16 protein-coding genes, 1 tRNA gene and 1 pseudogene are annotated in these 24788 nt (G+C 67.4%); 5 read left to right on the top strand and 13 right to left on the bottom strand.

All coding sequences use genetic code 11. The features are described 5' to 3' along the window. Positions 1 to 21: 21 nt before the first annotated feature. The 4 genes and pseudogenes from ABH915_RS09450 (at position 22) to ABH915_RS09435 (ending at position 5986) form a co-directional block, all read left to right on the top strand. Entirely contained in the window at positions 22 to 939 is a 918-nt protein-coding gene (locus ABH915_RS09450) for a LysR family transcriptional regulator (protein ID WP_370120254.1), read from the top strand. A gap of 114 nt (positions 940 to 1053) precedes the next feature. After that, positions 1054 to 2730, top strand: coding sequence for an amidohydrolase (locus ABH915_RS09445; RefSeq protein WP_370120251.1), 1677 nt, complete (start codon positions 1054 to 1056; stop codon positions 2728 to 2730). Between the two features lie 202 nt (positions 2731 to 2932). Then, a complete protein-coding gene (locus ABH915_RS09440) occupies positions 2933 to 4582 on the top strand; it encodes a thiamine pyrophosphate-dependent enzyme (protein WP_370120248.1) in 1650 nt (549 codons plus the stop codon). Between the two features lie 29 nt (positions 4583 to 4611). After that, positions 4612 to 5986: pseudogene (locus ABH915_RS09435) on the top strand (NAD-dependent succinate-semialdehyde dehydrogenase). Positions 5987 to 6362: 376 nt separating this feature from the next. Here ABH915_RS09435 and ABH915_RS09430 read toward each other — a convergent pair. Continuing rightward, complete coding sequence (locus ABH915_RS09430; protein ID WP_370120245.1) at positions 6363 to 7670, bottom strand: PLP-dependent aminotransferase family protein; 1308 nt, start codon at positions 7668 to 7670, stop codon at positions 6363 to 6365. 488 nt (positions 7671 to 8158) lie between these two features. Further along, a tRNA-Leu gene (locus ABH915_RS09425) sits at positions 8159 to 8240 on the bottom strand. A 205-nt stretch (positions 8241 to 8445) separates the two neighbouring features. On the opposite strand from ABH915_RS09425, the gene ABH915_RS09420 reads away from it, so the two are divergent. After that, positions 8446 to 9051 carry an ANTAR domain-containing response regulator gene (locus ABH915_RS09420; protein ID WP_018772478.1) on the top strand — a complete coding sequence of 202 codons (606 nt, stop codon included), beginning with the start codon at positions 8446 to 8448 and terminating at the stop codon, positions 9049 to 9051. 115 nt (positions 9052 to 9166) lie between these two features. Here the strand turns inward: ABH915_RS09420 and pyk are convergent, their stop codons facing one another. From pyk to hisI, 11 genes are all read right to left on the bottom strand, one after another. Next, positions 9167 to 10669 carry a pyruvate kinase gene (gene pyk / locus ABH915_RS09415; protein ID WP_043465656.1) on the bottom strand — a complete coding sequence of 501 codons (1503 nt, stop codon included), beginning with the start codon at positions 10667 to 10669 and terminating at the stop codon, positions 9167 to 9169. A gap of 69 nt (positions 10670 to 10738) precedes the next feature. Next, positions 10739 to 12196, bottom strand: coding sequence for a glutamate synthase subunit beta (locus ABH915_RS09410; protein ID WP_370120241.1), 1458 nt, complete (start codon positions 12194 to 12196; stop codon positions 10739 to 10741). Then, positions 12189 to 16805, bottom strand: a complete 4617-nt coding sequence (gltB, locus tag ABH915_RS09405; protein ID WP_370120238.1) for a glutamate synthase large subunit — start codon at positions 16803 to 16805, stop codon at positions 12189 to 12191. Before gltB ends, ABH915_RS09410 begins: the two co-directional genes overlap by 8 nt. Before the next feature lie 268 nt (positions 16806 to 17073). Next, a complete protein-coding gene (lgt, locus tag ABH915_RS09400) occupies positions 17074 to 18306 on the bottom strand; it encodes a prolipoprotein diacylglyceryl transferase (RefSeq protein WP_370120235.1) in 1233 nt (410 codons plus the stop codon). A 3-nt stretch (positions 18307 to 18309) separates the two neighbouring features. After that, positions 18310 to 19143: a tryptophan synthase subunit alpha gene (gene trpA / locus ABH915_RS09395; protein WP_370120232.1), complete on the bottom strand. Its 834-nt coding sequence runs from the start codon at positions 19141 to 19143 to the stop codon at positions 18310 to 18312. Continuing rightward, entirely contained in the window at positions 19140 to 20507 is a 1368-nt protein-coding gene (trpB, locus tag ABH915_RS09390; RefSeq protein ID WP_370120229.1) for a tryptophan synthase subunit beta, read from the bottom strand. Before trpB ends, trpA begins: the two co-directional genes overlap by 4 nt. Before the next feature lie 127 nt (positions 20508 to 20634). Next, a complete protein-coding gene (trpC, locus tag ABH915_RS09385; protein ID WP_370120227.1) occupies positions 20635 to 21453 on the bottom strand; it encodes an indole-3-glycerol phosphate synthase TrpC in 819 nt (272 codons plus the stop codon). A 2-nt stretch (positions 21454 to 21455) separates the two neighbouring features. After that, the gene (locus ABH915_RS09380) at positions 21456 to 21743 is read right to left on the bottom strand and encodes an HGxxPAAW family protein (protein ID WP_018772470.1); all 288 of its coding nucleotides are present in this window, start codon (positions 21741 to 21743) and stop codon (positions 21456 to 21458) included. Between the two features lie 101 nt (positions 21744 to 21844). Continuing rightward, positions 21845 to 22537, bottom strand: coding sequence for a Trp biosynthesis-associated membrane protein (locus tag ABH915_RS09375; protein ID WP_370120225.1), 693 nt, complete (start codon positions 22535 to 22537; stop codon positions 21845 to 21847). Then, positions 22537 to 24114, bottom strand: a complete 1578-nt coding sequence (locus ABH915_RS09370; RefSeq protein ID WP_370120222.1) for an anthranilate synthase component I — start codon at positions 24112 to 24114, stop codon at positions 22537 to 22539. Before ABH915_RS09370 ends, ABH915_RS09375 begins: the two co-directional genes overlap by 1 nt. A 126-nt stretch (positions 24115 to 24240) precedes the next feature. After that, positions 24241 to 24684, bottom strand: coding sequence for a phosphoribosyl-AMP cyclohydrolase (gene hisI / locus ABH915_RS09365; protein ID WP_370120219.1), 444 nt, complete (start codon positions 24682 to 24684; stop codon positions 24241 to 24243). Positions 24685 to 24788: the final 104 nt, after the last annotated feature.

Below are 24788 nucleotides of genomic sequence, written 5' to 3'. Positions count from 1 at the left end.
CCAAAAGGGCATGCTTTCCTCATGAACCTACGACGCTTGCAGTACTTCCTGGCCGTAGTGGACGCCGGCACTGTCACTGCTGCGGCGGAACGGATACACATTGCCCAGCCGGCCCTCAGCCGGCAGATCAAGACCCTGGAAAATGAGCTCAAACTGCGCCTGTTCGAGGCGCAGGGCAACAAGCTCGCGCTCACGCCCGCCGGCCGGGCCTTCATTCCGGCCGCCCGCCGCCTCATGCTGGAGACGCAGAGCCTGGAAGATGCCGCGGATGCGCTGCGGACAGGACGGGTGACCACGCTCGTGGCTGCCGCCACCGCAGCCTCCGTCCGGGGCTTCCTGGCACCCTACATCGCCACCACCGGCCCGGAGGATCCGCTGATTATCACGCGCGAAACCAGCCACTTCGCCATTGCCGAGGCCCTCCTGCACGGCAGCGACTTCGCTGTCTCCCCGGCGCCGCCGGAGCCGGGACTGGCCACCATGCCGCTGGGCAGCATCCCGCTGACCGCCTACGTCGCGGCGGACCACGAATGGGCGCGGGACGGGGTGTCCGAGCTCCCTCTATCGGCTCTGTGCGGCCAGCATGCCATCCTGCCCTCACACCAGAGCGTCAGCCGCTACATTCTCGACGACGCCCTCAACCAGGCCCACCTAAGCTTCCGCCGGGTCTCCGAGTGTGACGACGGGCAGACCATCATGGCACTGGCGGCGGCCGGGCACGGCATCGGGGTGACCACCGATCTGCCCGCCTATGGCACCCACCCGATTCGAATCCTGGCGGGCAGTAACGGTCAGCAAGGACATGCCCTCCGGCTGCCCCTGCACACGGCCTGGATCCCTGGGCACTTCGCCGAGGAATCCATCCGGGCGGTGGCCGTCCGTCTGCGGAGGTTCCTGAACAGGCAGGGCGCAATTATTGAGGACGAGTCGAAAGCCTAGGGCATGATGCCAGTTTGGCATTGACTATCAACCAGATAGACATTAGACAGCATGAAACCTGACTCCGATACTGGATGGAACGCAATGATGCATCCATAGAATCGGGAGAAATGCATGCTCTTGGACGTGCTCTACACCAACGGATCTTTTTACACCCAGGATGCCCGGCGTCCGCGGGCCCACAGCGTGGGCGTCCATGATGGACGCATCATCAGCCTCGATGACGAACTGCCCGGTTCCCTGTTCCGCGACGTCCACGATCTGGGGGGCGCCGCCGTCGTGCCAGGGTTCAATGACGCGCACTGCCACCTCAGCTACGTGGGCCAGGCGCTGGTCCAGGCCGATGTCCGCTCCTCCGTGTGCGTAAATATGGACGAATTGCTGGCCACGGTGGGGCGCGCATGCGCAGCGGCACCGCCAGGAGCGTGGGTCCAGGGCGCAGGGTACGACCAGAACTACCTCGGCAACCAGCACCCCACGGCGGAGCAGTTGGACGCGGTCAGCCACGGCCACCCCGTGTGGCTGATGCACAACTCCCGGCACATGGGCGTGGCCAACACGGCCGCCTTCGAGCGGGCCGGCTACCCCGGGCGGCGCAAGGTCACCGCGCCCGATGGCGGGGCCGCACCCGCCGATGCCGACGGCAGGGCCGTCGGGCTGCTTCAGGAGACGGCCCGGGCGCTGGTCATGGACGCCATTCCCGCGCCAAGTGTGGACGACGTCGCCGCGATGGTTGGCGCCGGCAGCGCCGCGCTGCTGAAGCTGGGGGTCACCAGCATCACCGAGCCCGGGCTGGGCGCCCCACAGCACATCGGCCACAGCCTGTCCGACCTGGCCGGCTACCAGGCTGCGCGCGATGCCGGGATGCTCGGCGTGCGCGCCACGGTGATGCCCTACCTCACCACCCTGCACGGACTGGGCGACGAGTCCGGTCCGGTCGGTCAGGCTGGTGCCGGCCCTGTTGCCCGCATGGGCCTGGATCTGGGCATGCGGACGGGGTTCGGCGACGAATGGCTCCGGCTGGGCCCGGCCAAGATCCTGTCCGACGGCTCGCTGATCGGCCGCAGCGCCTTCATGTGCTGCGACTACCAGCACGACGCCGGGGCGGGGAAGGGCAACCGTGGGCTGCTCCAGTTCCCCGCCGCGGAACTGCGGCGGCGGATCATCGGCGCGCACCGTGCCGGCTGGCAAGTAGCCACCCACGCCATCGGCGACGCCGCACTGGACGTTGTGCTGGACATCTTCGAGGAGGCCCAGGGTCGCTACCCGCGGCCGGACGCACGCCACCGGATCGAGCACGTGAACGTTGCCGGCGATGCGCAGATCCGGCGGCTGGCTTCACTGGGCCTCATCCCCGTGCCGCAGGGCCGCTTCATCAATGAACTCGGCGACGGCGCAGCGCGGGCGCTGGGGCCCGAACGGACGCGACTGTCCTACCGCGTGAAGGCCCTACTCGACGCCGGGATCGAGATCCCCGCCAGCACCGACGCGCCCGTGGTCTCCGCGGATCCCATCCTGAACGTCCACGACCTCGTGAACCGCCGGACCTCCTCCGGCGCGGAATTCGTGCCCGAGGAGCGCATCACCGTTGCCCAGGCCGTGCGCGCCTACACCGTGGGCAGCGCGCACGCCGCACATGAGGACCACTACAAGGGCACGCTCTCCCACGGCATGCTCGCGGACTTCGCTGCCCTGTCCGAGGACATCTATGAGGTTCCGGCCGACGCCATCTGCGACGTTCGGGTCACGGCCACGGTCGTCGACGGCAAGTTGGCCTGCGGCAGCCTTTAGCCCAGCACTGCCCGCCACTAAGTCCATGGGCCGCTCGGCGCCATCTACATGCTTTTTAGTTATGTATTTTGAACTTTATATGTATTAGACAGCATGAACTTGATTGCCAATACTTGAGGGAAACCCACATGCCGGCCACCCTGGCCAGCACCACAGTTGTCCGCCAGTTCCCTGGCTCAAACCCCTGTTTAGGAGCACTACGTTGGAGAAGAACACCCACGCCGGCCAGGCGATCGTCGATTCCCTGGCCCTGCACGGCGTCAACCGTGTATTCGCGGTCCCGGGCGAAAGCTACCTTGCCGTGCTCGACGGGCTCCACGGAGCCGATATCGAGACCATCGTGTGCCGCCAGGAAGGCGGTGCTACGTATATGGCGGAAGCCCACGGCAAGTTCACCGGCGAGCCGGGCGTGGCCATGGTGACCCGCGGCCCGGGAGCCGCGAATGCCTACGTTGCCATTCACGCCGCGTGGCAGGACGCAACACCGATGGTCCTGTTCGTGGGCTTGATCCCGGTCGCGGACCGAATGCGCGAGTCCTTCCAGGAGTTCGATCCCAATGCCTGGTTCGGCACCCAGGCCAAGCGCGTTTTTGTGCTCGACGAGGCCTCCCGGGCGTCGGAGGTGGTGGCCGAGGCGTTTTTCGCCGCCAAGTCCGGCCGTCCAGGCCCAGTCGTCGTCGGCCTGCCGGAAGACGTCATCACCCACGAATTTGTCGGCGACCTGCACCCGGTGATCACGGTTGCCGAAGGGGCAGTATCCTCCGCGGAGCTGGAGCTCATCACCACGGCCCTTTCCGGTGCCGAAAAGCCCGTCATCTTCGTCGGCGGCCAGCGCTGGACGCCCGCAGCGGCGGCCGCCGTGACGGCTTTTGCCGAGGCCAACGGCATCCCGGTGGTCCAGGACTGGCGCGCCTCGGACCGCATTCCCTTCCACTCCGGGGTGTTCGTCGGCGCCTTGGGCTACGGCCGCACCGGAGATACGGCACAGATCTTCGCCGAAGCCGACGTACTGCTGGCCATCGGCGCCGTGCCCACTGACGTTCCGACGGACGGCTACACGCTGCGGCAGTCGCCTCAGGCCACGAATATCCTCGTCAACATCGACAGCTCCCTGCGCGGACGCTCCGGTGCCGTCACCGCCCACATCCTCGCCAGCCCGGTCGCGTTCGCCGACGCAGTCAAGGACCTCCGGCTGGGAAAGGCCGCACACTGGGACTCGTGGCGCGCCGCCGGCCGCGCAGCGCAGGCCGCGTTCAGCACACTCCCGGACCTGGCCGCCCTCCCTGCCACCCGGGAAGGAACCGGCCATATGAGTGCCGTGATTTCCGAACTGGTGCGGCGCCTGCCGCAGGACGCCGTCTACAGCTTCGGCGCCGGCAACCACTGCGCCTGGGCCCAGCGGTACCTGCCCACGAATGTGTTCCCGTCGCAGCTGAGCATGCGCAACGGTTCCATGGGATACAGCGTGCCGGCGGCGGTGGCGGCATCCCTGCAGAGCCCGGAGCGCCTGGCGGTAGCGATCGCCGGCGACGGGGAATTCCTGATGAACGGCCAGGAGTTCGCAACGGCAGTGCAGCACGGTGCCGCCATGCTCATCATCGTGATGGACAACGGCCAGTACGGCACCATCCGCGACCACCAGGAGCACCACTTCCCGGGCCGCGTCAGCGGCACACAGCTGACGAACCCTGATTTTGCCGCATTTGCCCGCGCATTCGGAGGCCACGGCGAAACGGTGACCAGCGACGACCACGCCGCGATCGCCGTCGAACGTTCCCTCAAGGCCGTGCAGGACCAACGGATCCCGGCCATCATCCACGTCATCACCGACCCGCAGATCGCCCTCCCCTGAGGGATCCGAACCGACAGAAGGAGCACAGCATGAGCCTCTATGCCGTCACCAACCCGGCCACCGGGGAACCCGTCAAGGCCTACCCCACCGCCACCGACGCGCAGATCCACACCGCAGTAGCCACCGCCGACGCCGCCTTCAGGGCATGGAACAAGACAGCACTGGCGGACCGGGTGAAACTCCTGGGCCGCGTGGCCGAGCTCTACACCGAGCGCCGAGACGATCTCGCCGCGATCATCACGCGGGAAATGGGAAAACCCGTTTTCCAGGCGCGGATCGAAGTGGACATCGTCGCGTCAATCTACCGGTACTACGCCGAGAACGGCCCATCGTTCCTCGAAGACGAAGAGCTCGAGGTTGCCGCCGGTGGCAGGGGCTATCGTCCGCAAGGACGGCCTGGGCGTGCTCTTGGGCATCATGCCGTGGAACTTCCCGTACTACCAGGTGGCCAGGTTCGCCGCCCCCAACCTGATGAACGGCAACACCATCCTGCTCAAGCACGCCCCGCAGTGCCCGGAGTCCGCCCTGGCCATGGAACAGATCTTCCTCGATGCCGGTGCACCCGAAGGTGCGTACGTCAACATCTTCGCCACCAACGAGCAGGTCGCCGGCATCATCGCAGATCCCCGCGTCCAGGGCGTCTCACTCACCGGATCCGAACGCGCGGGATCCGCCGTCGCCGAAATCGCCGGCCGCAACCTCAAGAAGGTGGTGCTGGAACTCGGCGGCTCGGACCCGTTCCTGGTGCTCGAGTCCGCCGACCTGCAACAGGCCGCCACCCACGCGCTGTTCGGCCGCTTCGGCAACACCGGCCAGGCCTGCAACGCGGCCAAGCGCATCATTGTGGCGGACGCCGTCTATGACGAATTCGTAGAGAAATTCGTTCGCGCCGTCTCAGCTGTGAAGGTGGGCGACCCCACGGAGGCAGACACGTTCATGGGGCCGCTGTCCTCCACCGCCGCCCTCGACGGGCTCGCCGCGCAGGTGGACGACGCCGTCGCCAAGGGCGCCACCGTGCTCACCGGCGGCAGCCGGCTGGACCAGCCCGGCGCCTGGTTCGAGCCGACGGTCCTCGCCGGAGTGACCGAGGACATGCGCGCCTTCTCCGAGGAACTCTTCGGCCCGGTCGCCGTTCTGTACCGCGTTTCGTCCGAAGACGAGGCTGTGGAGCTGGCCAACAACTCCGTTTACGGCCTCGGCGCCGTCATCCAATCCACTGACGCTGCCAAGGCCCAGGAGATCGCGGACCGTCTGGACACGGGCATGGTCTACATCAACGAAGCCCCCGGCACCGCCGCCGAGCTTCCATTTGGCGGCATCAAGCGCTCCGGAGTCGGACGCGAACTGGGCAAGTACGGCATGGACGAGTTCGTCAACCGGAAGCTGATCCGCACCGGAAAGTAGGCAAGGCTCCCGGCCAGCCGGCTGGGCCCACACCGCTTCCAGCGGCCGTTGCAACACCCCGGAACAATTTCCGGAGTGTTGCAACGGCCGCGTCGTCTTTAACGAAGGCATCGTCCGGTCCAGGGAGGTGCACAAAGACCACCTGCTGTTAGGGCGTCGAGGCAAGCCACGGATATCGCTGCTTCCAAGCCGTTCAGCGGCACCTCTGCCGCCATCGGCCGACTGGCCAGGGCACGCCACAAGCCCGGCAACGGCTCCTTCGCCATGTCAAGGCGATGAAGTCCGTTGCCAGGCCAGTGGTGCCGCCCCGCACGTAGCCCGCCTGCCGCCATACGGGCGACGTGGCGGCTTCGGCGGGACTTTAGGTGATTGGCCCCTAGTCCGTTCGGGAACCGGCGGTGTCAGGCTTAACAGTCACCTTGGCGGCTGCGTCGCGGAACACGTCGCCGAGGATGGCGGCGCCCTTGCGGATATCGTCCAGCGTCGGCAGACAGAAGGACATCCGGAGTTCGCTGTGGCCTCTTCCGTCCGTGTAGAACGCGGTGCCCGGAACGTACACGACGCCGCGTTCGATGCATTCGTAGACCAATGCTTCGGTGTCGATGCCCGCGGGGACGCTCACCCACAAGTAGAAGCCGCCGGTAGGCCGGTTCCAGGTGGTGCCAGCCGGCATGACCTGTTCCAGCGTTTCCACCAGAGCGGTGAACTTCTCACGGTAGATCCCCCGGTATTCGGCGAGCTTGTCCGGCCAGGTCGGATCGTCGAGGTAGGCGCTGATGAGTTGCTGGGAGAACACCGAGGGATTGAGCTGGGAGGTCTCGCTGGCGTTGGCGAGGTGTCCATATAGCATTGCGGGAGGCAGGACCCAGCCCACGCGCAGGCCCGGAGCGATCATCTTGGAGAAAGAGCCGAAATACAGGGTGATGTCTTCGAATTCAGGCTGGATGGCGCGCATGGTTTCGCCGTCGAAACCAAGCAGTCCGTAAGGGTTGTCCTCGAAGATCAGGAGATCGTTGGTGCGGCAAAGTTCTCCAACCCGGTGACGGCGTTCCGCCGAGAGGTTCACGCCGCCGGGATTCTGGAAGTTGGGGATTGTGTACAGTCCCTTGGCCGTCTTGCCGGCGGCCCGGACCTCACCAATGAGCCGCTCCAGCTCCTCCGGGATCAAACCGTCCGCATCCATCGGCACGTGCACGATTTCGGCCTCGTAGCTGGTAAAGACGGCCATGCCGCCGGCGTACGAGGGTGCCTCGGCGAAGATGACGTCCCCGGGGTTGACCAGCACGCGCGCCGCGACGTCTAGCGCCTGCTGGCTTCCCGAGGTCACGATGACCTGGTCCGGTCGGGCCGTGATGCCTTCGAATTTCATGAGTTTGACGATGTGCGCGCGCAGCTCGGGAATGCCGTCGCTGGCCCCGTACTGGAACGAGCGCTCACCGTTCTCCAGCAGAATTCGCTGGGCATCCAGCGCAATCCGCTCGAACGGGAGCGCGCCGAGGTATGGCGCCCCGTTGGCAAAGGAGATCATGCCCGGCCTCTGGGCCGCCCTGAACACTTTGCGAACCTCTGAGGGGCGGGCGGCAAGCGTGCGCTGCGCGAGGACCTGCGGGGAGAACTGGACAATAGTGCCGGTGGCTGCGGGAGTGTGGGCAGCTCCTGCGGAAGATTCCACTGATACAGACATGGGATTCCTTTCAGCCATGAGTATCCATCCATTCTCGGATCGACCGCGGATGCTGTCTAAGACCAAAATCCGAGGAACCGCATACCCGGACGGCATGAGGTGGGCGACCGACGGTCAGATCGTGCTAGACGGGGGTAGTTCAACTCGCCGGTGCCTTGTTGCGCCATAACGACCCGCCTCGTGGGGTCCCGGAATTGGCGAACTACGTGGTCTGCATCAATTGGCTCGTCCGTGTCGTTTGTCCCCACCGATCACGCCGCGTAGTGACGGTCAGGAACAACCACGAGCGCGGTCCCCCAGGTGCACAAGTCATGCAGTTCCAGACGCTCCCGGCCATGAATAAGTACCCAGCAACACCGCTGTCCACATCAAGCGAAGGAGCCGCCAAACCGCGCCAGATACCAACAAAAATGGGCCCCCGCAGGGGCCCATAAGAGGAGATTTGTACACACTCAGAGGCCCACAAGCCCCTGAACAGGGAAAACACGTGCCCGAGGTGGGACTCGAACCCACACACCTTTCGATACCGCATTTTGAGTGCGGCGCGTCTGCCAATTCCGCCACTCGGGCGCGGAGTACACCGGTGTAACAATCAGCCTGCCACAGTGCTGTGAGCAACGCGATCGCTTCCAGTGCGCGAAATTACTCTACATGCAGATAGGCTGAATTCCAGAATCGCGCCAGTGACGCCGCATCGAACCAAACCGGTCCAAGTACATTGGCGGACAAAACCTATGATGGTTGAGTTCCCGCCGTACCTTTCCAAGGAGTTCCCGTGTCAGAACAGACGGAGTCAACCCCCACTTCCCAGCCGGCGCGCCGCGTTGTCGTCGCCGAGGATGAGACCCTCATCCGCCTAGACATCATCGAGATCCTGCGGGGCGAAGGCTACGACGTCGTCGGCGAGGCAGACAACGGCGAAAAGGCCGTGCAGCTCGCCGAGGAGCTCAAGCCCGACCTGGTCCTGATGGACGTCAAGATGCCGGTCATGGACGGCATCTCGGCCGCTGAAAAGATCGTCAAGGCCCGGATCGCCCCCGTGGTGCTGCTCACCGCGTTCAGCCAGAAAGAGCTCGTGGAGCGGGCCCGCGACGCCGGTGCCATGGCGTATGTGGTCAAGCCGTTCACCCCGGCGGACCTCATCCCGGCCTTGGAGATCGCGCTGTCCCGCCACGAGGAAATCAAGGCCCTCGAGAGCGAGGTCACCGACCTGCAGGAGCAGTTCGCCACCCGCAAGCTCGTGGAGCGCGCCAAGAGCCTCCTGACCACCAAGATGGGCCTGACGGAACCGGAAGCCTTCCGCTGGATCCAGAAGACCTCGATGGACCGCCGCCTCAGCATGCGCGAGGTCGCCGAAACCATCATCAACCAAGTCAACTAGCGGCCGACGGCGCCGGCCGCGCTCCGCGGCCGGAAGCCGCGCACGCGAAGCACCAAAAAGGGAGGATCCCCGCCAGCCGGCAGGGATCCTCCCTTTTGCATTCAAGCTTTCGGAACTAGGCCTGGACCCGGTTCTTCTTCTTCTTTTCCGGCCACGGGCCGAGCTTGTCCTTGGCCACGGCCGCTTCGCCCTGGCTGCCGATGTCGGCGAGGTCGCCCACCTTGTGGACCTTCAGCAGGTTCGTCGAACCGGCCTTTCCGGGAGGCGAACCGGCGGCGATGACCACCAGGTCGCCGTCCTCGACGACGTCGAGTTCCAGCAGGCTGCGGTCAACCTGGGCGGTCATCTCATCGGTGTGGCCCACCATCGGGACCAGGACCGGCTGGATGCCCCAGGTCAGTGCGAGCTGGTTCCAGACGTGCTCCACCGGGGTGAAGGCGAAGACCGGCCTGATGGGGCGCAACCGGGAGAGGCGGCGTGCCGAGTCGCCGGACTGGGTGAAGGTACAGATGTACTTCGCTTCCAGCTGGTCGGCGATCTCGACGGCGGCGCGGGTGATGGCGCCGCCGCGGGTCTTGGGCTTGGTGCCGAGCGGGGGGACGCGCTCCAGGCCGTGGACCTCGGTGGATTCGATGATCCGGGCCATGACCTTGACGGTCTCGATCGGGTACTTGCCCACGCTGGTCTCGCCGGAGAGCATGACCGCGTCGGCGCCGTCGAGCACCGCGTTGGCGCAGTCGGAGGCCTCGGCGCGGGTGGGGCGCGGGTTGTCGATCATCGACTCGAGGACCTGGGTGGCCACGATGACCGGTTTGGCCCAGCGGCGTGCCAGTTCGATGGCGCGCTTCTGCACGATCGGCACTTCCTCGAGGGGAAGTTCCACACCAAGGTCGCCACGGGCCACCATGATGGCGTCGAAGGCGTCGATGATCTCGGGGAGCTGCTCCACGGCCTGCGGCTTCTCGATCTTGGCGATGACCGGCACGCGGCGGCCTTCCTCGTCCATGATCTCGTGCACGCGGACGATGTCCGAGGCATCCCGCACGAAGGACAGGGCAACCATGTCCACGCCGCGGCGCATGGCCCAGCGCAGATCGTCCTCGTCCTTTTCGCTCAGCGCCGGCACGTTGACAGCAACGCCGGGCAGGTTGATGCCCTTGTTGTTGGAGACCCAGCCGCCGACAATCACCTGGGCGACCACCTTGACGTCGTCGACGTCGATCGCGCGGAGGGCGACCTTGCCGTCGTCGATCAGCAGGGCATCGCCCGGGTTGACGTCCTCGGTCAGGCTCTTGAGGGTCGTGGAGCAGATGTCCTTGGTGCCGGGAACGTCCTCGGTGGTGATCGTGAACGTGTCGCCGACCTCCAGGAGGTGGGGACCGTCGACGAAGCGTCCGAGGCGGATCTTCGGGCCCTGCAGGTCGGCCATGATGGCCACGGCCTTGCCGAGCTGTCCCGCAGCCTTGCGGACGTTCTCGTAGGTGTTGTCGTGCACGGAGTAATCGCCGTGGCTCATGTTCATGCGTGCCACGTCAACGCCGGCTTCCAGCACGGCCAGCGTGTTGTCAAAGCTTGCGATTGCCGGTCCGAAAGTGGCCACGATTTTAGCGCGTCTCATATACCTACCCTACTGGTGTGTTGCATGGATTAAGTTGAAGTGCGGATGAATCCCGGAGGTCCTGTGGGACTACAGAACCGCCATCGCACGGTCGGTCGGCGCCACGGGTGCCGGCAGAATGGTGCTGCCCATCAGGAACTTGTCCACCGCGGCCGCGCAGGCGCGCCCTTCGGCGATGGCCCAAACGATGAGCGACTGGCCGCGGCCGGCGTCGCCCGCGACGAAGATACCTTCAGTGTTGGTCATGTAGTAGCCGTCGCGTGCCACGTTGCCGCGGCCGTCAAAGTCGGCCTGGACCTGGTCGGTGATCCCTGCCGGCTCGGCGCCGGTGAAGCCCAGGGACAGGAAGACGAGGTCCGCCGGAATGATCCGCTCGGTGCCGGCCTTCGGCAGGCGCTTGCCGTCGACGAATTCCGTCTCCGCAACCTTGACGCCGGTGAGTTTGCCGTTCTCCCCGACGAACTCCACGGTGGAGGCGAGGTAGGTGCGTTCGCCACCTTCCTCGTGCGCGCTGGCGACCTCGAAGAGGGTGGGGAACGTCGGCCACGGCTGGTGGCCGGCCCGCTCGATGGGCGGCTGCTTGCCGATCGCCAGGGTGGTCACGGACGCGGCCTGGTGCCGGTGCGCGGTGCCGAGGCAGTCGGCGCCGGTGTCGCCGCCGCCGAGGATGACGACGTGCTTGCCCGCGGCGTTGATCTGGTTCTCCACGGTCTCCCCCGCCACCACCCGGTTGGCCGGCACGAGGTAGTCCATGGCGTAGTGGACGCCGTCGAGCTCGCGGCCCGGGATCGGCAGGTCACGCGGGACGGTGGCCCCGGTGGCGATGACGACGGCGTCGTACCGGCGGCGCAGCTGCTCCCACGTCACGTCGGTGCCGACGGCCACCCCGGTGCGGAACCGGGTGCCTTCGGCCTTCATCTGCTCCAGCCGGCGGTCCACCTGCTCTTTTTCCATCTTGAAGTCGGGGATCCCGTAGCGCAGGAGGCCGCCGATCTTGTCGTCGCGCTCGTACACGGCCACTGTGTGGCCCACCCGGGTCAGCTGCTGGGCGACGGCGAGCCCGGCGGGGCCGGAACCGACGACGGCGACCGTCTTGCCGGTCAGGCGCGCGGGCGGCAGCGGGTTGACCCAGCCGTTCTCGAAGGCCTGGTCCACGATCGATACCTCGACCTGCTTGATGGTCACCGCGGGCTGGTTGATGCCCAGCACGCAGGACGCCTCGCAGGGGGCAGGGCACAGCCGGCCGGTGAACTCGGGGAAGTTGTTGGTGGCGTGCAGCCGCTCCATCGCTTCCTCGCCCTTGTCCCGCCAGACGAGGTCGTTCCATTCCGGAATGAGGTTGCCCAGCGGGCAGCCCTGGTGGCAGAACGGAACGCCGCAGTCCATGCAGCGGCCGGCCTGGGCCTTCAGGACACCCTTTTCCTGGGCCTCGTAGACCTCTTTCCAGTCCATGATGCGGACCGGAACGGGACGGCGCGGCTGGGTTTCACGCTGACGTACTTTCAGAAATCCGCGTGGATCAGCCACCGGTCACCTCCAGGATTCGAGACCAAACTTCTTCGCCGTCGGGGTCCAGGCCCTCTTCGATGGCGTCAAGACGGGTTTGCAGGACGGCCGCGTAGTCACGCGGCAGCACCTTGGTTATGCGGGCTGCGGTGTCATCGAAGTTCTCGAGGAGCCGCGCCGCGAGCAGCGACTCGGTTTCCTCGAGGTGCTTGACGAGCAGCCCGTGGACGATATCGCGGTCCTCGGCGTCGAGCTCGCGCAGCTGCAGCTCGCCTGACTCGAGGGCCTGCTTGTTGACGCGCTCGGTCTGCAGGTCCAGCACGTAGGCCGTGCCCCCGGACATGCCGGCGCCGAAGTTGCGTCCGGTGCGGCCGATGATGAGCGTCTGGCCACCGGTCATGTACTCGCAGCCGTGGTCGCCGATGCCTTCGACCACCGCGGTGGCGCCGGAGTTGCGGACCAGGAAGCGTTCGCCCACCTGGCCGCGGAGGAACAGCTCACCGCTTGTGGCGCCGTAGCCGATGACGTTGCCGGCGATCACGTTGCGCTCGGCCGGGAACACGTTGGTGCGGTCCGGCCGGACGATGATGCGGCCGCCGGAGAGTCCCTTGCCGACGTAGTCGTTGGAGTCGCCGAACATGCGCAGCGTGATGCCGGCCGGCAGGAACGCCCCGAGTGACTGGCCGGCGGTGCCATTGAGCGTGATGTCAATGGTGTCCGTGGCCAGGACGTCGGTGCTGAAGGTCTTCGTCACGACATGCCCGAGCATGGTGCCGACGGAGCGGTCCGTGTTGATGACGTTCACGGAGATCTTCACCGGCGTGCGGTCGCTCAGCGCCTCGGCCGCCATGGCGATCAGGCGCTGGTCGAAGTGCTTGTCGAGTTCGTGGTTCTGGCCGGTGAGGTTGCGCAGCGGCGCGTCGTTGTCGAACTCGAGCCCGTGCAGGATCGGGTCCAGGTCCAGCCCTTCGGCCTTCCAGTGGTTGATCGCGTCGCGGGAGTCGAGCATCTCGGCGTGGCCGATCGCCTCCTCGATGCTGCGGAAACCCAGTTCGGCGAGGATTTCGCGGACTTCCTCGGCAAGGAATTCGAAGAAGTTCACCACGAACTCGGGCTTGCCGTTGAACCGGGAGCGCAGCTCGGGGTTCTGGGTAGCGACGCCCACCGGGCAGGTGTCCAGGTGGCAGACGCGCATCATGATGCAGCCGGAGACCACCAGCGGGGCGGTCGCGAAGCCAAACTCCTCGCCGCCGAGCAGCGCGGCGATCACGACGTCGCGGCCGGTCTTGAGCTGGCCATCGACCTGCACCACCACGCGGTCGCGCAGGCCGTTGAGCATGAGCGTCTGCTGCGTCTCGGCGAGGCCGAGTTCCCACGGGACACCGGCGTGCTTGAGCGAGTTCAGCGGCGAGGCGCCGGTACCGCCGTCGTGCCCGGAAACGAGCACGACGTCGGCCTTGGCCTTGGTGACGCCGGCCGCCACGGTGCCGATCCCGACCTCGGAGACGAGCTTGACGTGCACCCGGGCCGAGGGGTTGGCGCGCTTGGCGTCGTAGATCAGCTGCGCGAGGTCCTCGATGGAGTAGATGTCGTGGTGCGGGGGCGGCGAAATGAGGCCGACGCCGGGGGTCGAGTGCCGCGTCCGGGCTACCCAGGGGTAGACCTTCTGCGCCATCAGCTGGCCGCCTTCGCCGGGCTTGGCACCCTGGGCCATCTTGATCTGGATGTCGTCCGCGTTGGACAGGTACAAGCTGGTGACGCCGAAGCGGCCGGAGGCGATCTGCTTGACCGCGGAGCGGCGGGTGGGATCGAGCAGGCGGTCCACGTCCTCGCCGCCTTCACCGGTGTTGGACTTGCCGCCCAGCCGGTTCATGGCGATCGCGAGGGTCTCGTGGGCTTCCTTGGAGATGGAGCCGTAGCTCATGGCGCCGGTGGAGAACCGCTTGACGATGCTGGAAACCGGTTCGACTTCCTCGAGCGGCACCGCGGGACGCGAACCGGCCTTGAACTTCAGCAGACCGCGCAGGGTCATGAGGTTCTCGGACTGGTCGTCAACGCCGCGGGTGTAGGCCTTGAAGATGTCGTAGCGGCGTTCACGCGTGGCGTGCTGGAGCCGGAAGACGGTCTCGGGGTTGAACAGGTGGGGTTCGCCGTCGCGGCGCCACTGGTATTCGCCGCCGCCGAGCAGGGGCTGGTGCGGCAGTTCGATGCCGTTCTCGGGGTAGGCCATCCGGTGCCGTGCCAGGACTTCGGCGGCAATGACGTCGAGGCCGACGCCGCCGAGCTGGGAGTGCGTGCCGGAGAAGTACTCGTCCACGAGGTCCTGGCCGAGGCCGAGCGCTTCGAAGGTCTGGGCACCGGTGTAGGAGGCGACGGTGGAGATGCCCATCTTGGACATGATCTTCAGGACGCCCTTGCCGAGGCCCTTGATCAGGTTGTAGACGCCGTCCTGCGGGGTGACCCCCACGACGTCGCCGGAGGCGATGAGCTGCTCCACGGATTCCATGGCCAGGTACGGGTTCACGGCGGAGGCGCCGTAGCCGATGAGCACGGCGACGTGGTGGGTCTCGCGGACGTCGCCGGCCTCCACCACGAGGGCGGTCTTGGTGCGGTTGGCGCTGCGCAGCAGGTGGTGGTGGACGGCGCTGACCAGCAGCAGGGACGGGATCGGGGCCCACTGGGCGTTCGAGTCGCGGTCCGAGAGCACGACGTACTGGACGCCGCGGTTGATGGCGCCGGAGACCTGTTCGCAGATTTCGGTGAGCCGGGCCCGGAGGGAGTTCTCGCCGCCTTCGGGGCGGTAGAGTCCGCGGACCTTCATGGCGACCTTGCCGCCGTCGGCGCTTTCGATGTTCGCGATCTTGGCGAGCTGGTCGTTGTTGATCACGGGGAACGGCAGCGAGACCTGCGGCTGCCGGACCTGCTTGGTGTCCAGCAGGTTGCCGTTCGGGCCGATTGCGCACGTCAGGGACGTGACGAGCTCTTCACGGATGGCGTCCAGGGGCGGGTTGGTGACCTGCGCGAAGGACTGCACGAAGTAGTCGAAGAGCAGCCGCGGGCGCTTGGACAGCACGGCCACCGGGGTGTCCGAGCCCATGGCACCGAGCGGTTCGGCGCCGGTGCGGGCCATCGGGCCCAGCAGGATTTTCAGTTCCTCGGTGGTGTAGCCGAAGGTGCGCTGGCGGATGTTGACCGACGCGGCGGTGTGCACGACGTGCTCGCGTTCGGGCAGGTTCTTGAGGTCGATCAGGTTGTCCTTGACCCATTCGGCCCAGGGGTTCGCGGCGGCGACCTCGGCCTTGACCTCGGCGTCGTCGATGATCCGGCCGGCCCCGGTGTCCACCAGGAACATCTTGCCCGGCGAGACGCGGCCCTTCTTGACCACCTTGGAGGGTTCGACGTCGATCACGCCGACTTCGGAGGCGAAGATGATCAGGCCGTCCTCGGTGATCCAGTACCGGCCCGGGCGCAGCCCGTTGCGGTCCAGCGTGGCACCGACCAGGTTGCCGTCCGTGAAGGAGACGGCCGCCGGGCCGTCCCACGGCTCCATGAGCATCGAGTGGTATTCGTAGAAGGCGCGGCGGGCCGGATCCATGGTGGCGTGGTTTTCCCATGCCTCCGGGATCATCATCATGATCGAGTGCGTGATGGGCCGGCCGGAGAGCCAGAGCAGCTCGGCGACCTCGTCGAAGGAGGCCGAGTCCGAGGCGCCCGGGGTGCAGATCGGGAACAGCTCTTCGGGTGAGTCCCCCAGCAGCGGGCTGGAGAGCTGGGACTGCCGGGCCCGCATCCAGTTGCGGTTGCCCTTGACGGTGTTGATCTCGCCGTTGTGCGCGATGGTGCGGAACGGCTGGGCCAGCGGCCAGGACGGGAACGTGTTGGTGGAGAAGCGCGAGTGGACGATCGCGAGCTTGGTCTTGAAGCGCTTGTCCGACAGGTCCGGGTAGAACGGCTCGAGCTGCGCGGTGGTGAGCATGCCCTTGTAGACGATGGTCCGGGAGGAGAGGGACGGGAAGTACACGCCGAACTTGTTCTGGGCGCGCTTGCGGATCCGCCAGGCGCGGGAATCGAGCTCGTTGCGCTCGAGGGTTTCCCCGGTGCTGGAGGCGAAGAAGGGCTGCGAGAAGTACGGCATGCAGGCCCGGGCCATGGCCCCGACCAGGTCGGCCACGATCGGGACTTCGCGCCAGCCCAGGACGGTCAGGCCCTCGTCCGCGGCGAGGCCTTCGATGCCGGCGCGGGCGGCGTCGGATTCGCGCTGCTCGGCGGGCAGGAACGCGGTTCCCACGATGTACTGGCCGGGGGCAGGAAGCTCGAAGTCCGTGACTGCGCGGAAGAACTCGTCCGGCACCTGCATCAGGAGGCCGGCGCCGTCGCCGGTACCTTCATCGGCGCCCACGGCACCGCGGTGCTCGAGGTTGCGCAGGGCGGTCAGGGCGGCGTCGACGATGTCGTAGCCAGGCTCACCGCGGAGCGTGGCGATGATGGCCAGGCCGCAGGCGTCCTTCTCGTTCTCCGGGTTGTAGAGTCCGGCAGCGGCCGGAATCGCCGCGAACCGGCTGAAGGGTGACGCGGCAGCCGAGGGTTGGTCCGGATCGGACCAGCTGGGGCTGTGAAGAGTTTGGGTCATTGGAGACGTCCTTCCTCCTGATCGTGCGTATGGGAGGGACAACATTGGCCCCACTCGGCACGCCGGTGTGTGACGGGCGCAACAGAGTGTTTTTCTAACTGGAATTGTAGGCCAGCCCGGCCTCCTGTACTAACAGTTACGCAGGTGCTGGCCTGGGCTTGCATGGACAGCTTCGATCTGCTGTCCATGGCAAGCCCTCTTGCCACGACGCTGTGGAGTCGGGTCCGGTGAGCGGTGGCTCCGGTCAACCCGAAGTGCCGGCGCTGAGCTATTTGGTGCCCTCAGCCTCCGGCGCGGTTCCAGTTCCCTGGCGGCCGGAAACTCCGGCTGCCGGAGCTCCGTTGGCGGGCGCGGTGCCGCCCGTGGAGTCCTTGTCCGCATCCTCGGATGCGCGAACTGGTCCGCTTTGGTTATTCCGGAGATTAGCACGGGATTCACTATCTGAGACAGCGGTGTCCGAATGGCGGATGGTTGCCGCGTCCGCGGGAACGGTGGCGCGGTCGTCGTCGGTGGCGTCAGCGTCCGGCTTTGACGCTGCCGTCTTTTCCTCAGCCGGCGTCGTCTCAGCCGGCGTCGTCTCCACCGGCGTTGCCTCCGCCGGCCCGCGGCCCGGGAGGAACGGGGTGTCCGGCTCGGAGCGCTTGCGCAGTCCGAGGAGGATGAAGGCGAGCAGGGCCCCGGCGAACACGATGATGCTGGTCCAGACATTGAGCCTGGTGGTGAGCCCGAAGAGGGTGATCTGCTCGGCGTCGTCGATCCGCATGGCCTCGATCCAGACACGGCCCAGGGTGTAGTACATGGCGTAGAGGCAGAAGAGGCGGCCGCGGCGGAAGCTGAACTTGCGGTCCAGGGCCAGCAGGATCAGCACGCCGGCCAGGTTCCACAGCGACTCGTAGAGGAACGTCGGGTGGAAGAGCGTCTCCGCCGGCATGCCGGCGGGGAAGTTCGGGTTGTTGGGATCGATCTGCAGCCCCCACGGAAGCGTGGTGGGGCCGCCGAAGAGCTCCTGGTTGAAGTAGTTGCCCCACCGGCCAATGGCCTGGGCCAGCAGCAGCCCGGGGGCCGCGGCGTCCATGAAGGCGCTCAGCTTCACCCCGGCACGCCGGCACCCGATCCAAGCGCCCACGGCGCCGAGCACGACGGCACCCCAGATGCCCAGGCCGCCGCGCTGGATCTGCGGAATCAGGGACAGGTCCCCTGTGCCGTCGAATCCGGGCCCGAAGTAGGCGTCCGGAGAGGAGAACACGTGGTAGAGCCGTCCGCCGATGATGCCGAACGGGATGGCCCAGATGGCGATGTCCCAGACGCTGCCCTCGGGGGCGCCGCGGCGTGCCCAGCGGACCGAGGTCAGCCACAGGCCGGCGATAATGCCGGCGAGGATGCACAGGGCGTAGGCGTGGATGCGCAGGGACCCCCACGGCAGCGGGATGTCGAATCCGGACCAGCTGGGGCTCGGAATGCTCGCGGGAATCATCGCCGCCGCGTGGAGGACTGACTGCATTGCTTACGCTTCTTCCTTGGTAAGGCCGGTGCTGAGGTCTTTCGTCAAGGAGGCTACCGCATCCACGCCGCCGTCCCGGATGGCCGCGACGAGGGCGGTGCCGACAATCACGCCGTCGGCGTACTCGGCGATCTCGCGGACGTGGCTGGCGGTGGAGACGCCGAGGCCCACGCAGACGCGTTCGGCGCCGGCGGCGTGCGCGGCGGCGACGACGTCCTTGGCCGCGGAGCTGACCGAGGTCCGGGCGCCGGTGACGCCCATGATGGACACGGCGTAGACGAAGCCGCGGCTCGCGTCGACCGTGCGCTTCATGCGTTCCGGCGAGGACGAGGGAGCCACGAGGAACACCCGGTCCAGGCCGTACTTGTCCGAGGCCGCCATCCATTCGGCGGCCTCGTCCGGAATGAGGTCCGGCGTGATGAGCCCGGCTCCCCCGGCCTCGGCCAGGCGGCGGGAGAACTCGTCCACGCCCATCCGGACCACGGGGTTCCAGTAGGTCATGACCAGCACGGCGGCATCGGTCTTGCTAGTAATGCCGCGGACGACGTCGAAGACCTCCCGGACGTGGAAACCCTTCGCCAGGGCCTCCGTCGTGGCAGCCTGGATGACCTGGCCGTCCATGACAGGGTCCGAGTACGGGATGCCGATCTCGATGAGGTCGGCGCCGTTCTCGGCCAGGGCGATGCCGGCGGCAATGGTGTCTTCCACGCTCGGGTAGCCGGCGGGCAGGTAGCCGATCAGGGCCGCCCGGCCCTGGGCGCGGGCGCGGTCAATGGCCGCGGCCGACTTGCTGGCGTGCTGCGCGGTGTGCTGGTTGCCGTCCTGGCTGGTGCTCACAGCTGTTCCCCCTCTTTGGCGATTTCGGCTTCGGGTGAGTCCTTGTCCAGCAGGTCGAACCACTCCGCGGCTGTGGCCACGTCCTTGTCGCCGCGGCCGGAGAGGTTCACGATCACGATTTTCTCTGAGGCTGCGCCGGCGTCGCCTGAAGCCTCGCCTGCGGCGGCGAGCCGCTGCCCCACCTTGATGGCGCCGGCAAGGGCGTGGGCGGATTCGATGGCGGGGATGATGCCCTCGGTGCGGCACAGGAGCCGGAAGGCCTCCATGGCTTCGCTGTCCGTGATGGGCTCGTAGCTGACCCGGCCAATGTCGGCGAGGTAGGAGTGCTCGGGGCCGACGCCCGGGTAGTCCAGGCCCGCGGAGATGGAGTGCGACTCGATGGTCTGGCCGTCGTCGTCCTGCATGAGGTAGGAACGCGCGCCGTGCAGCACACCGGGCTTGCCGAGGGTGATGGTGGCCGCGTGGCGTCCGGTTTCGACGCCCTCGCCGCCGGCCTCGAAGCCGTAGATCTTGACCGAGGGGTCATCGAGGAAGCCGTGGAAGATGCCGATCGCGTTGGAGCCGCCGCCGATGCAGGCACAGACTGCATCCGGCAGCCGGCCCGTCTGGTCCAGGATCTGGGCGCGGGCTTCCTCGCCGATCACTTCGTGGAAGTAGCGGACCATCGCCGGGAACGGGTGCGCTCCGGCGGCGGTGCCCAGCAGGTAGTGCGTGTTGCCCACGTTCGCCACCCAGTCGCGCAGGGCCTCGTTGATGGCGTCCTTGAGCGTCTGGGATCCGTTGGTCACCGGGATGACGGTGGCGCCGAGGAGCTCCATCCGGGCCACGTTGAGGGACTGCCTGCGGCAGTCCTCGGCGCCCATGTAGACCACGCATTCCAGTCCCAGCAGGGCTGCCGCCGTGGCGCTGGCAACACCGTGCTGGCCGGCGCCGGTTTCGGCGATGACGCGGGTCTTGCCCATCCGCTTGGCCAGCAGCGCCTGGCCCAGGACGTTGTTGATCTTGTGCGAGCCGGTGTGGTTGAGGTCTTCGCGCTTGAGGAAGATCCGCACCCCGCCGGCGTGCTCGGCGAAGCGCTTGGCCTCGGTCAGCAGGGAGGGCCGGCCGGAGTAGTTCTTGTTCAGCTCGGCGATCTGGGCCGTGAACTCGGGGTCGGCCTTGGCCTTCTCGAAGGTGTCCTCGAGCTCGTCCAGGGCTGCGATGAGCGACTCCGGCATCCACCGGCCGCCGTAGTTCCCGAAGTAGGGCCCCGGGGCGTGGCGCAGGGACGGTTCGCCCTGCGCGGGATGCTCCCCGGGGCGGCCGCCCTGCAGGAACGCGTCCACGGCACTTTCGTCAGAGCCGGCTGCTGGCGCATCGACCATCAGTCTCACCATCCTGTTCCACTGCTAGCTTTGGGGATCTGCAGATGAGATCCGCTCATTGGTCCGGGCAAAATTGCGGGCCCGGTACCGCTCACGGTCCGGACGGAGGCGCCAGGACCGGCCGGCCTCAGGCGCGGGCGGCGATTGCCGTCGCGCCGGCAGCCATGAATTCGGCGATCCGCTCGCGGGGCGTCGCGTCACTGACCAGCGCCTCGCCGACCAGGACCGCGTTGGCGCCGCGGGCCGCGTAGTGCTTGACGTCCTCGACGTCGCGCACACCGGATTCGGCGACCACGAGCGCACCGGCGGGAATGCCGCCGGCCAGCTCCGCGAACACGGAACGGTCGACGTCGAGCGTCTTGAGGTTGCGCACGTTGACGCCGATGATCCGGGCCTCCGCGGCTACTGCGCGTTCGATTTCCTCGGCCGTATGGGTCTCGACCAGCACGTTCATGCCGAGCGCGCGGCTGAGGGCCGTAAACTCGCGCAGCTGGGCGTCCGAGAGCGAGGCTACGATAAGCAGGATCAGGTCGGCGCCGTGGGCCCGGGCCTCCCAGATCTGGTACTCGTCAACCATGAAGTCCTTGCGCAGCAGCGGAATGTCCACTGCGGCCCGGACGGCGTCGAGGTCGGCCAGGGAGCCGCCGAAGCGGCGCTCCTCGGTCAGGACGCTGATCACGGCGGCCCCGCCGTCGGCGTATTGCGCGGCGAGGGACGCGGGATCGGCGATGTCCGCGAGCGGGCCCTTGGACGGGCTGCGGCGCTTGACCTCGGCAATCACCTTGAGCTGTTCCCGGGTGCTTGAGGTCCCGCCGAGGGCGGCCCAGGCGTCACGGGCGGGCGCCGCCGCGGCGGCGCGCTCCTTCAGCTCCGCGAGCGTGACCAGACGCTGGCGCGCCTGCATATCCTCCCTGACACCGGCGTTGATGTCGTCGAGAACGCTCACGTTCAGTGGCCGGAGTTCTTCAGCTTGCTGCCGCCGACGCCGTAGCCGGCCTTGCGCATCGCCCAGCCGGCCAGCAGGCCGATCACCATGACCGCCGCACCGGCAACAAAGATCGGGGTGTTGGCGATGACGAAGGCGATGGACGCAATGAGGGCGCCGATCAACATCACGATCACGCAGGTCCACGCGGCCGGGCTGTTGCCGTGACCCGGCGCTTCGCTGTGGTCGACGTCGTCGTAGACGCCCTTCGGCGCAGCGGACGTGGATGCGGAAACAGTGGCTTTGCTCATTGAAATCTCCTCAGGATGAATACTGCTTACATTCTGCCATTTTTTGGCGGTGTTATTTGGCCGCGCTGCTAGTCGCGTGGCTCCCCGCGCCTGTCATCGGCTCAGGTGGGGTCGTCGCCGCGGGACAACCGGTCCCAGCTGTCAATCTCGTCCGCGGGGGCGGCCGGCGCATTACCGCCTGCCGCAGTCCCGCCGGCGGCGGCCGCGGTGGAGGCCGCGTCATATTTGGTGCGGCTCTTCCAGTAGCGGCCGGCCGGCACGATCGCGAGGGCGCTGAGGCCCAGCAGGGCACCGGCGACGACGGCGAGGACGGGGAACACTGTGACGTCCACCTGCACGCTGCTGCCGCTGATCCCGGTGGCGGCCGCAATCGATCCCTGCGCCGCGGCCAGCGGGTCCGCCAGCACGACGGCTGCCGCGGCGACGATGCCCGCGGCCGCGAGGAGGATGATCGCCGTGATGACCCAGCGGGCCACGCGGCCGGCGATGGAGGCCGCGAGTCCGCCGGCGAGGGCCACAAGCGCCAGCGCCGTCACAGTGGTCGCGGCCTTGCTGCCCTGGACCTGCAGGCCGTCCTGGCTGGCCACGGCCGCGCCGAGCTGCGTGAGGTCAAGGTGCACGGTGAGCCAGGTCTGGGTGGTGGTCCCGAACACGGCAAGGGCCAGGGCCGCGATCACCAGGACCAGGGTGGACTTGCGGGCCCAGCCCGGGACGGCGGATCCCTTGCCGCTCTTCACAGTGCTCTTCACAGTGGCCTTCACGGTGTTCGAGGCGGAGGCTTCCGGCTCCCCCATCAGGACTCCGCTCCGGCGTCGGGCGCTGAGTCGGTGACTGCGTCAGCGTTGATGTTGTGCAGCGACCTGGCGGTGTGCACGGCGCGCAGCGGGGCGGCGGCCTTGTTCACGGTTTCCTGGGCCTCGGTCGGGTTCACCGAATCTGCGACGATCCCGCCGCCGGCCTGGACGTACGCGCGTCCGTCCCGGAGCAGGGCCGACCGGATGGCGATCGCCATGTCCATGTCCCCGGCGAAGTCCAGGTACCCCACCACGCCGCCGTAGATGCCGCGCCGGTGCGGTTCAAGTTCGTCCAGCAGGCGCAGGGCCCGCGGTTTCGGGGCACCGGAGAGGGTGCCGGCCGGGAACGTGGCCTTGAGGACGTCGTAGGCCTTGGCGGCCGGGGCGAGTTCTCCAACCACGGTGGATACCAGGTGCATGATGTGGCTGAAGCGCTCCACTTCCATGAATTGGGTGACGTCGACGGATCCTGCCACGCAGACCTTGGAGAGGTCGTTGCGGGACAGGTCGACCAGCATCAGGTGCTCGGCGCGTTCCTTCTCGTCCGCCAGCAGCTCCTCGGCCAGGGCCTTGTCCGCCTCCACCGTTTTGCCGCGCGGGCGTGAGCCGGCGATGGGGTGGGTGATGACCTCGTGCCCGGTCACCGTGACGAGGGCCTCCGGCGATGAGCCGACGATCGTGTATTCCCGGCCGGCGGCGTCCTCGAAGCTGAAGAGGTACATGTAGGGGCTGGGGTTGGTGTTCCGCAGGACCCGGTAGACGTCGAGGGGGTCGGCGCCGCACTCCATTTCGAAGCGGCGGGAGATCACCACCTGGAAGACCTCGCCGTCCACGATCGCCTCCTTGCCGCGGTCCAGGGCGGCCAGGTACTCGGTTTCGTCCCAGCGTTCCTGCACGCTCGACGCGAAATCCAGGGCGGCCGTTTCCAGCACGGAGACCGGCTGCTCCACGGGGCGGCTGATCTTTTCGAGCAGGGCTTTGACGCGGGCGACGGCGTCATGCCAGGCGTCGTCGACCCGTTCGGTGCTGTTGTCGAAGTTGATGGCGTTGGCGATCAGCAGGACGGTGCCGTCCATGTTGTCGTGGACCGCCATGTCCGTGACCAGGTTGAGGGCCATTTCCGGCAGTTGGAGGTCGTCCTCCGGCGGGCTGGTCAGTTTCTCCCAGTGCCGGACGGTTTCCCAGCCCAGGAACCCGACCAGGCCGGAGGTGAACGGCGGGAGGCCGTCGAAGCGCTCGGTGCGCAGCGCGGCGACGGTGTCACGGATGGCGTCCACCGGGTTGCCGTCCAGGGGCACACCGACCGGGGGCTCGCCCAGCCAGTGCGCGCTGCCGTCCTTGGTGGTCAGTGTGGCGCGGGAGCGGGAGCCGATGAAGGAGTAGCGGGACCAGGCGCCTCCGACGGCCGCCGATTCCATCAGGAACGTTCCGGGCTGGCCGTGGGCGAGCTTGCGGTAGAGCCCGATCGGGGTTTCGGCGTCAGCCAGCACCTTGAGCCGGACGGGGATGACTCGGCTGTGGCCTGCGAGTTCGCGGAACTCTTCGAGGCCGGGGCTGATGATTCCAAGGTCCTGCATGGCTGTGCTTTCCGCCTGTTCTTTAGGTGGGCCTGTCACCGGATCCGGTCGAGGGATCCTGCCTGGGTCCGGTTCGTGAAGCTGTGGAAGCGCCGGGGCGCTCTGCCTGTTTGCCGGGGGGGGCGCCTAGCCTCCGTGGCCGACGACGGCGTCGAGCTCGCGGCCGTCGAAGCAGGTCCGGGTTCCGGTGTGGCACGCCGCGCCGACTTGGTCGACCCGGACCAGCAGCGCATCGCCGTCGCAGTCCATGGCGAGCGACTTGACCCATTGCACGTGCCCGGAGGTGTCTCCCTTGCGCCAGTACTCCTGGCGCGAGCGCGAATAGAACGTCACGCGTCCGCTGGTCAGGGTGCGGTGCAGCGCCTCGTCGTCCATCCAGCCCAGCATCAGCACCTCGTGGGTGTCGAACTGCTGGACGATGGCGGCCACCAGGCCGGCGCTGTCGCGCTTGAGGGCGTCCGCCAGGCCGGCCGGAAGGGGGCTGCCGCTGACGGGGCTGCTATCGACGGCGCTGCCGTTGGTGGCGCTGCCGTTGATGGGGCTGGGGGCGGAGGCGGGCTGCTCAGACATCAGATCAAGTCTAGTGCCTTCGGGCCGGTCACCGGCCTGCGGGCAGGTTCCGCCGCTTAACACTGGGCCGGCTATCGGGCCGCCCGCGGCGGTCCGGCACCGGA

The sequence above is a fragment of the Arthrobacter sp. MW3 TE3886 genome, assembly GCF_041262145.1.
Taxonomy (GTDB): domain Bacteria; phylum Actinomycetota; class Actinomycetes; order Actinomycetales; family Micrococcaceae; genus Arthrobacter.
This window is presented reverse-complemented; position numbering and strand designations above follow the sequence as displayed.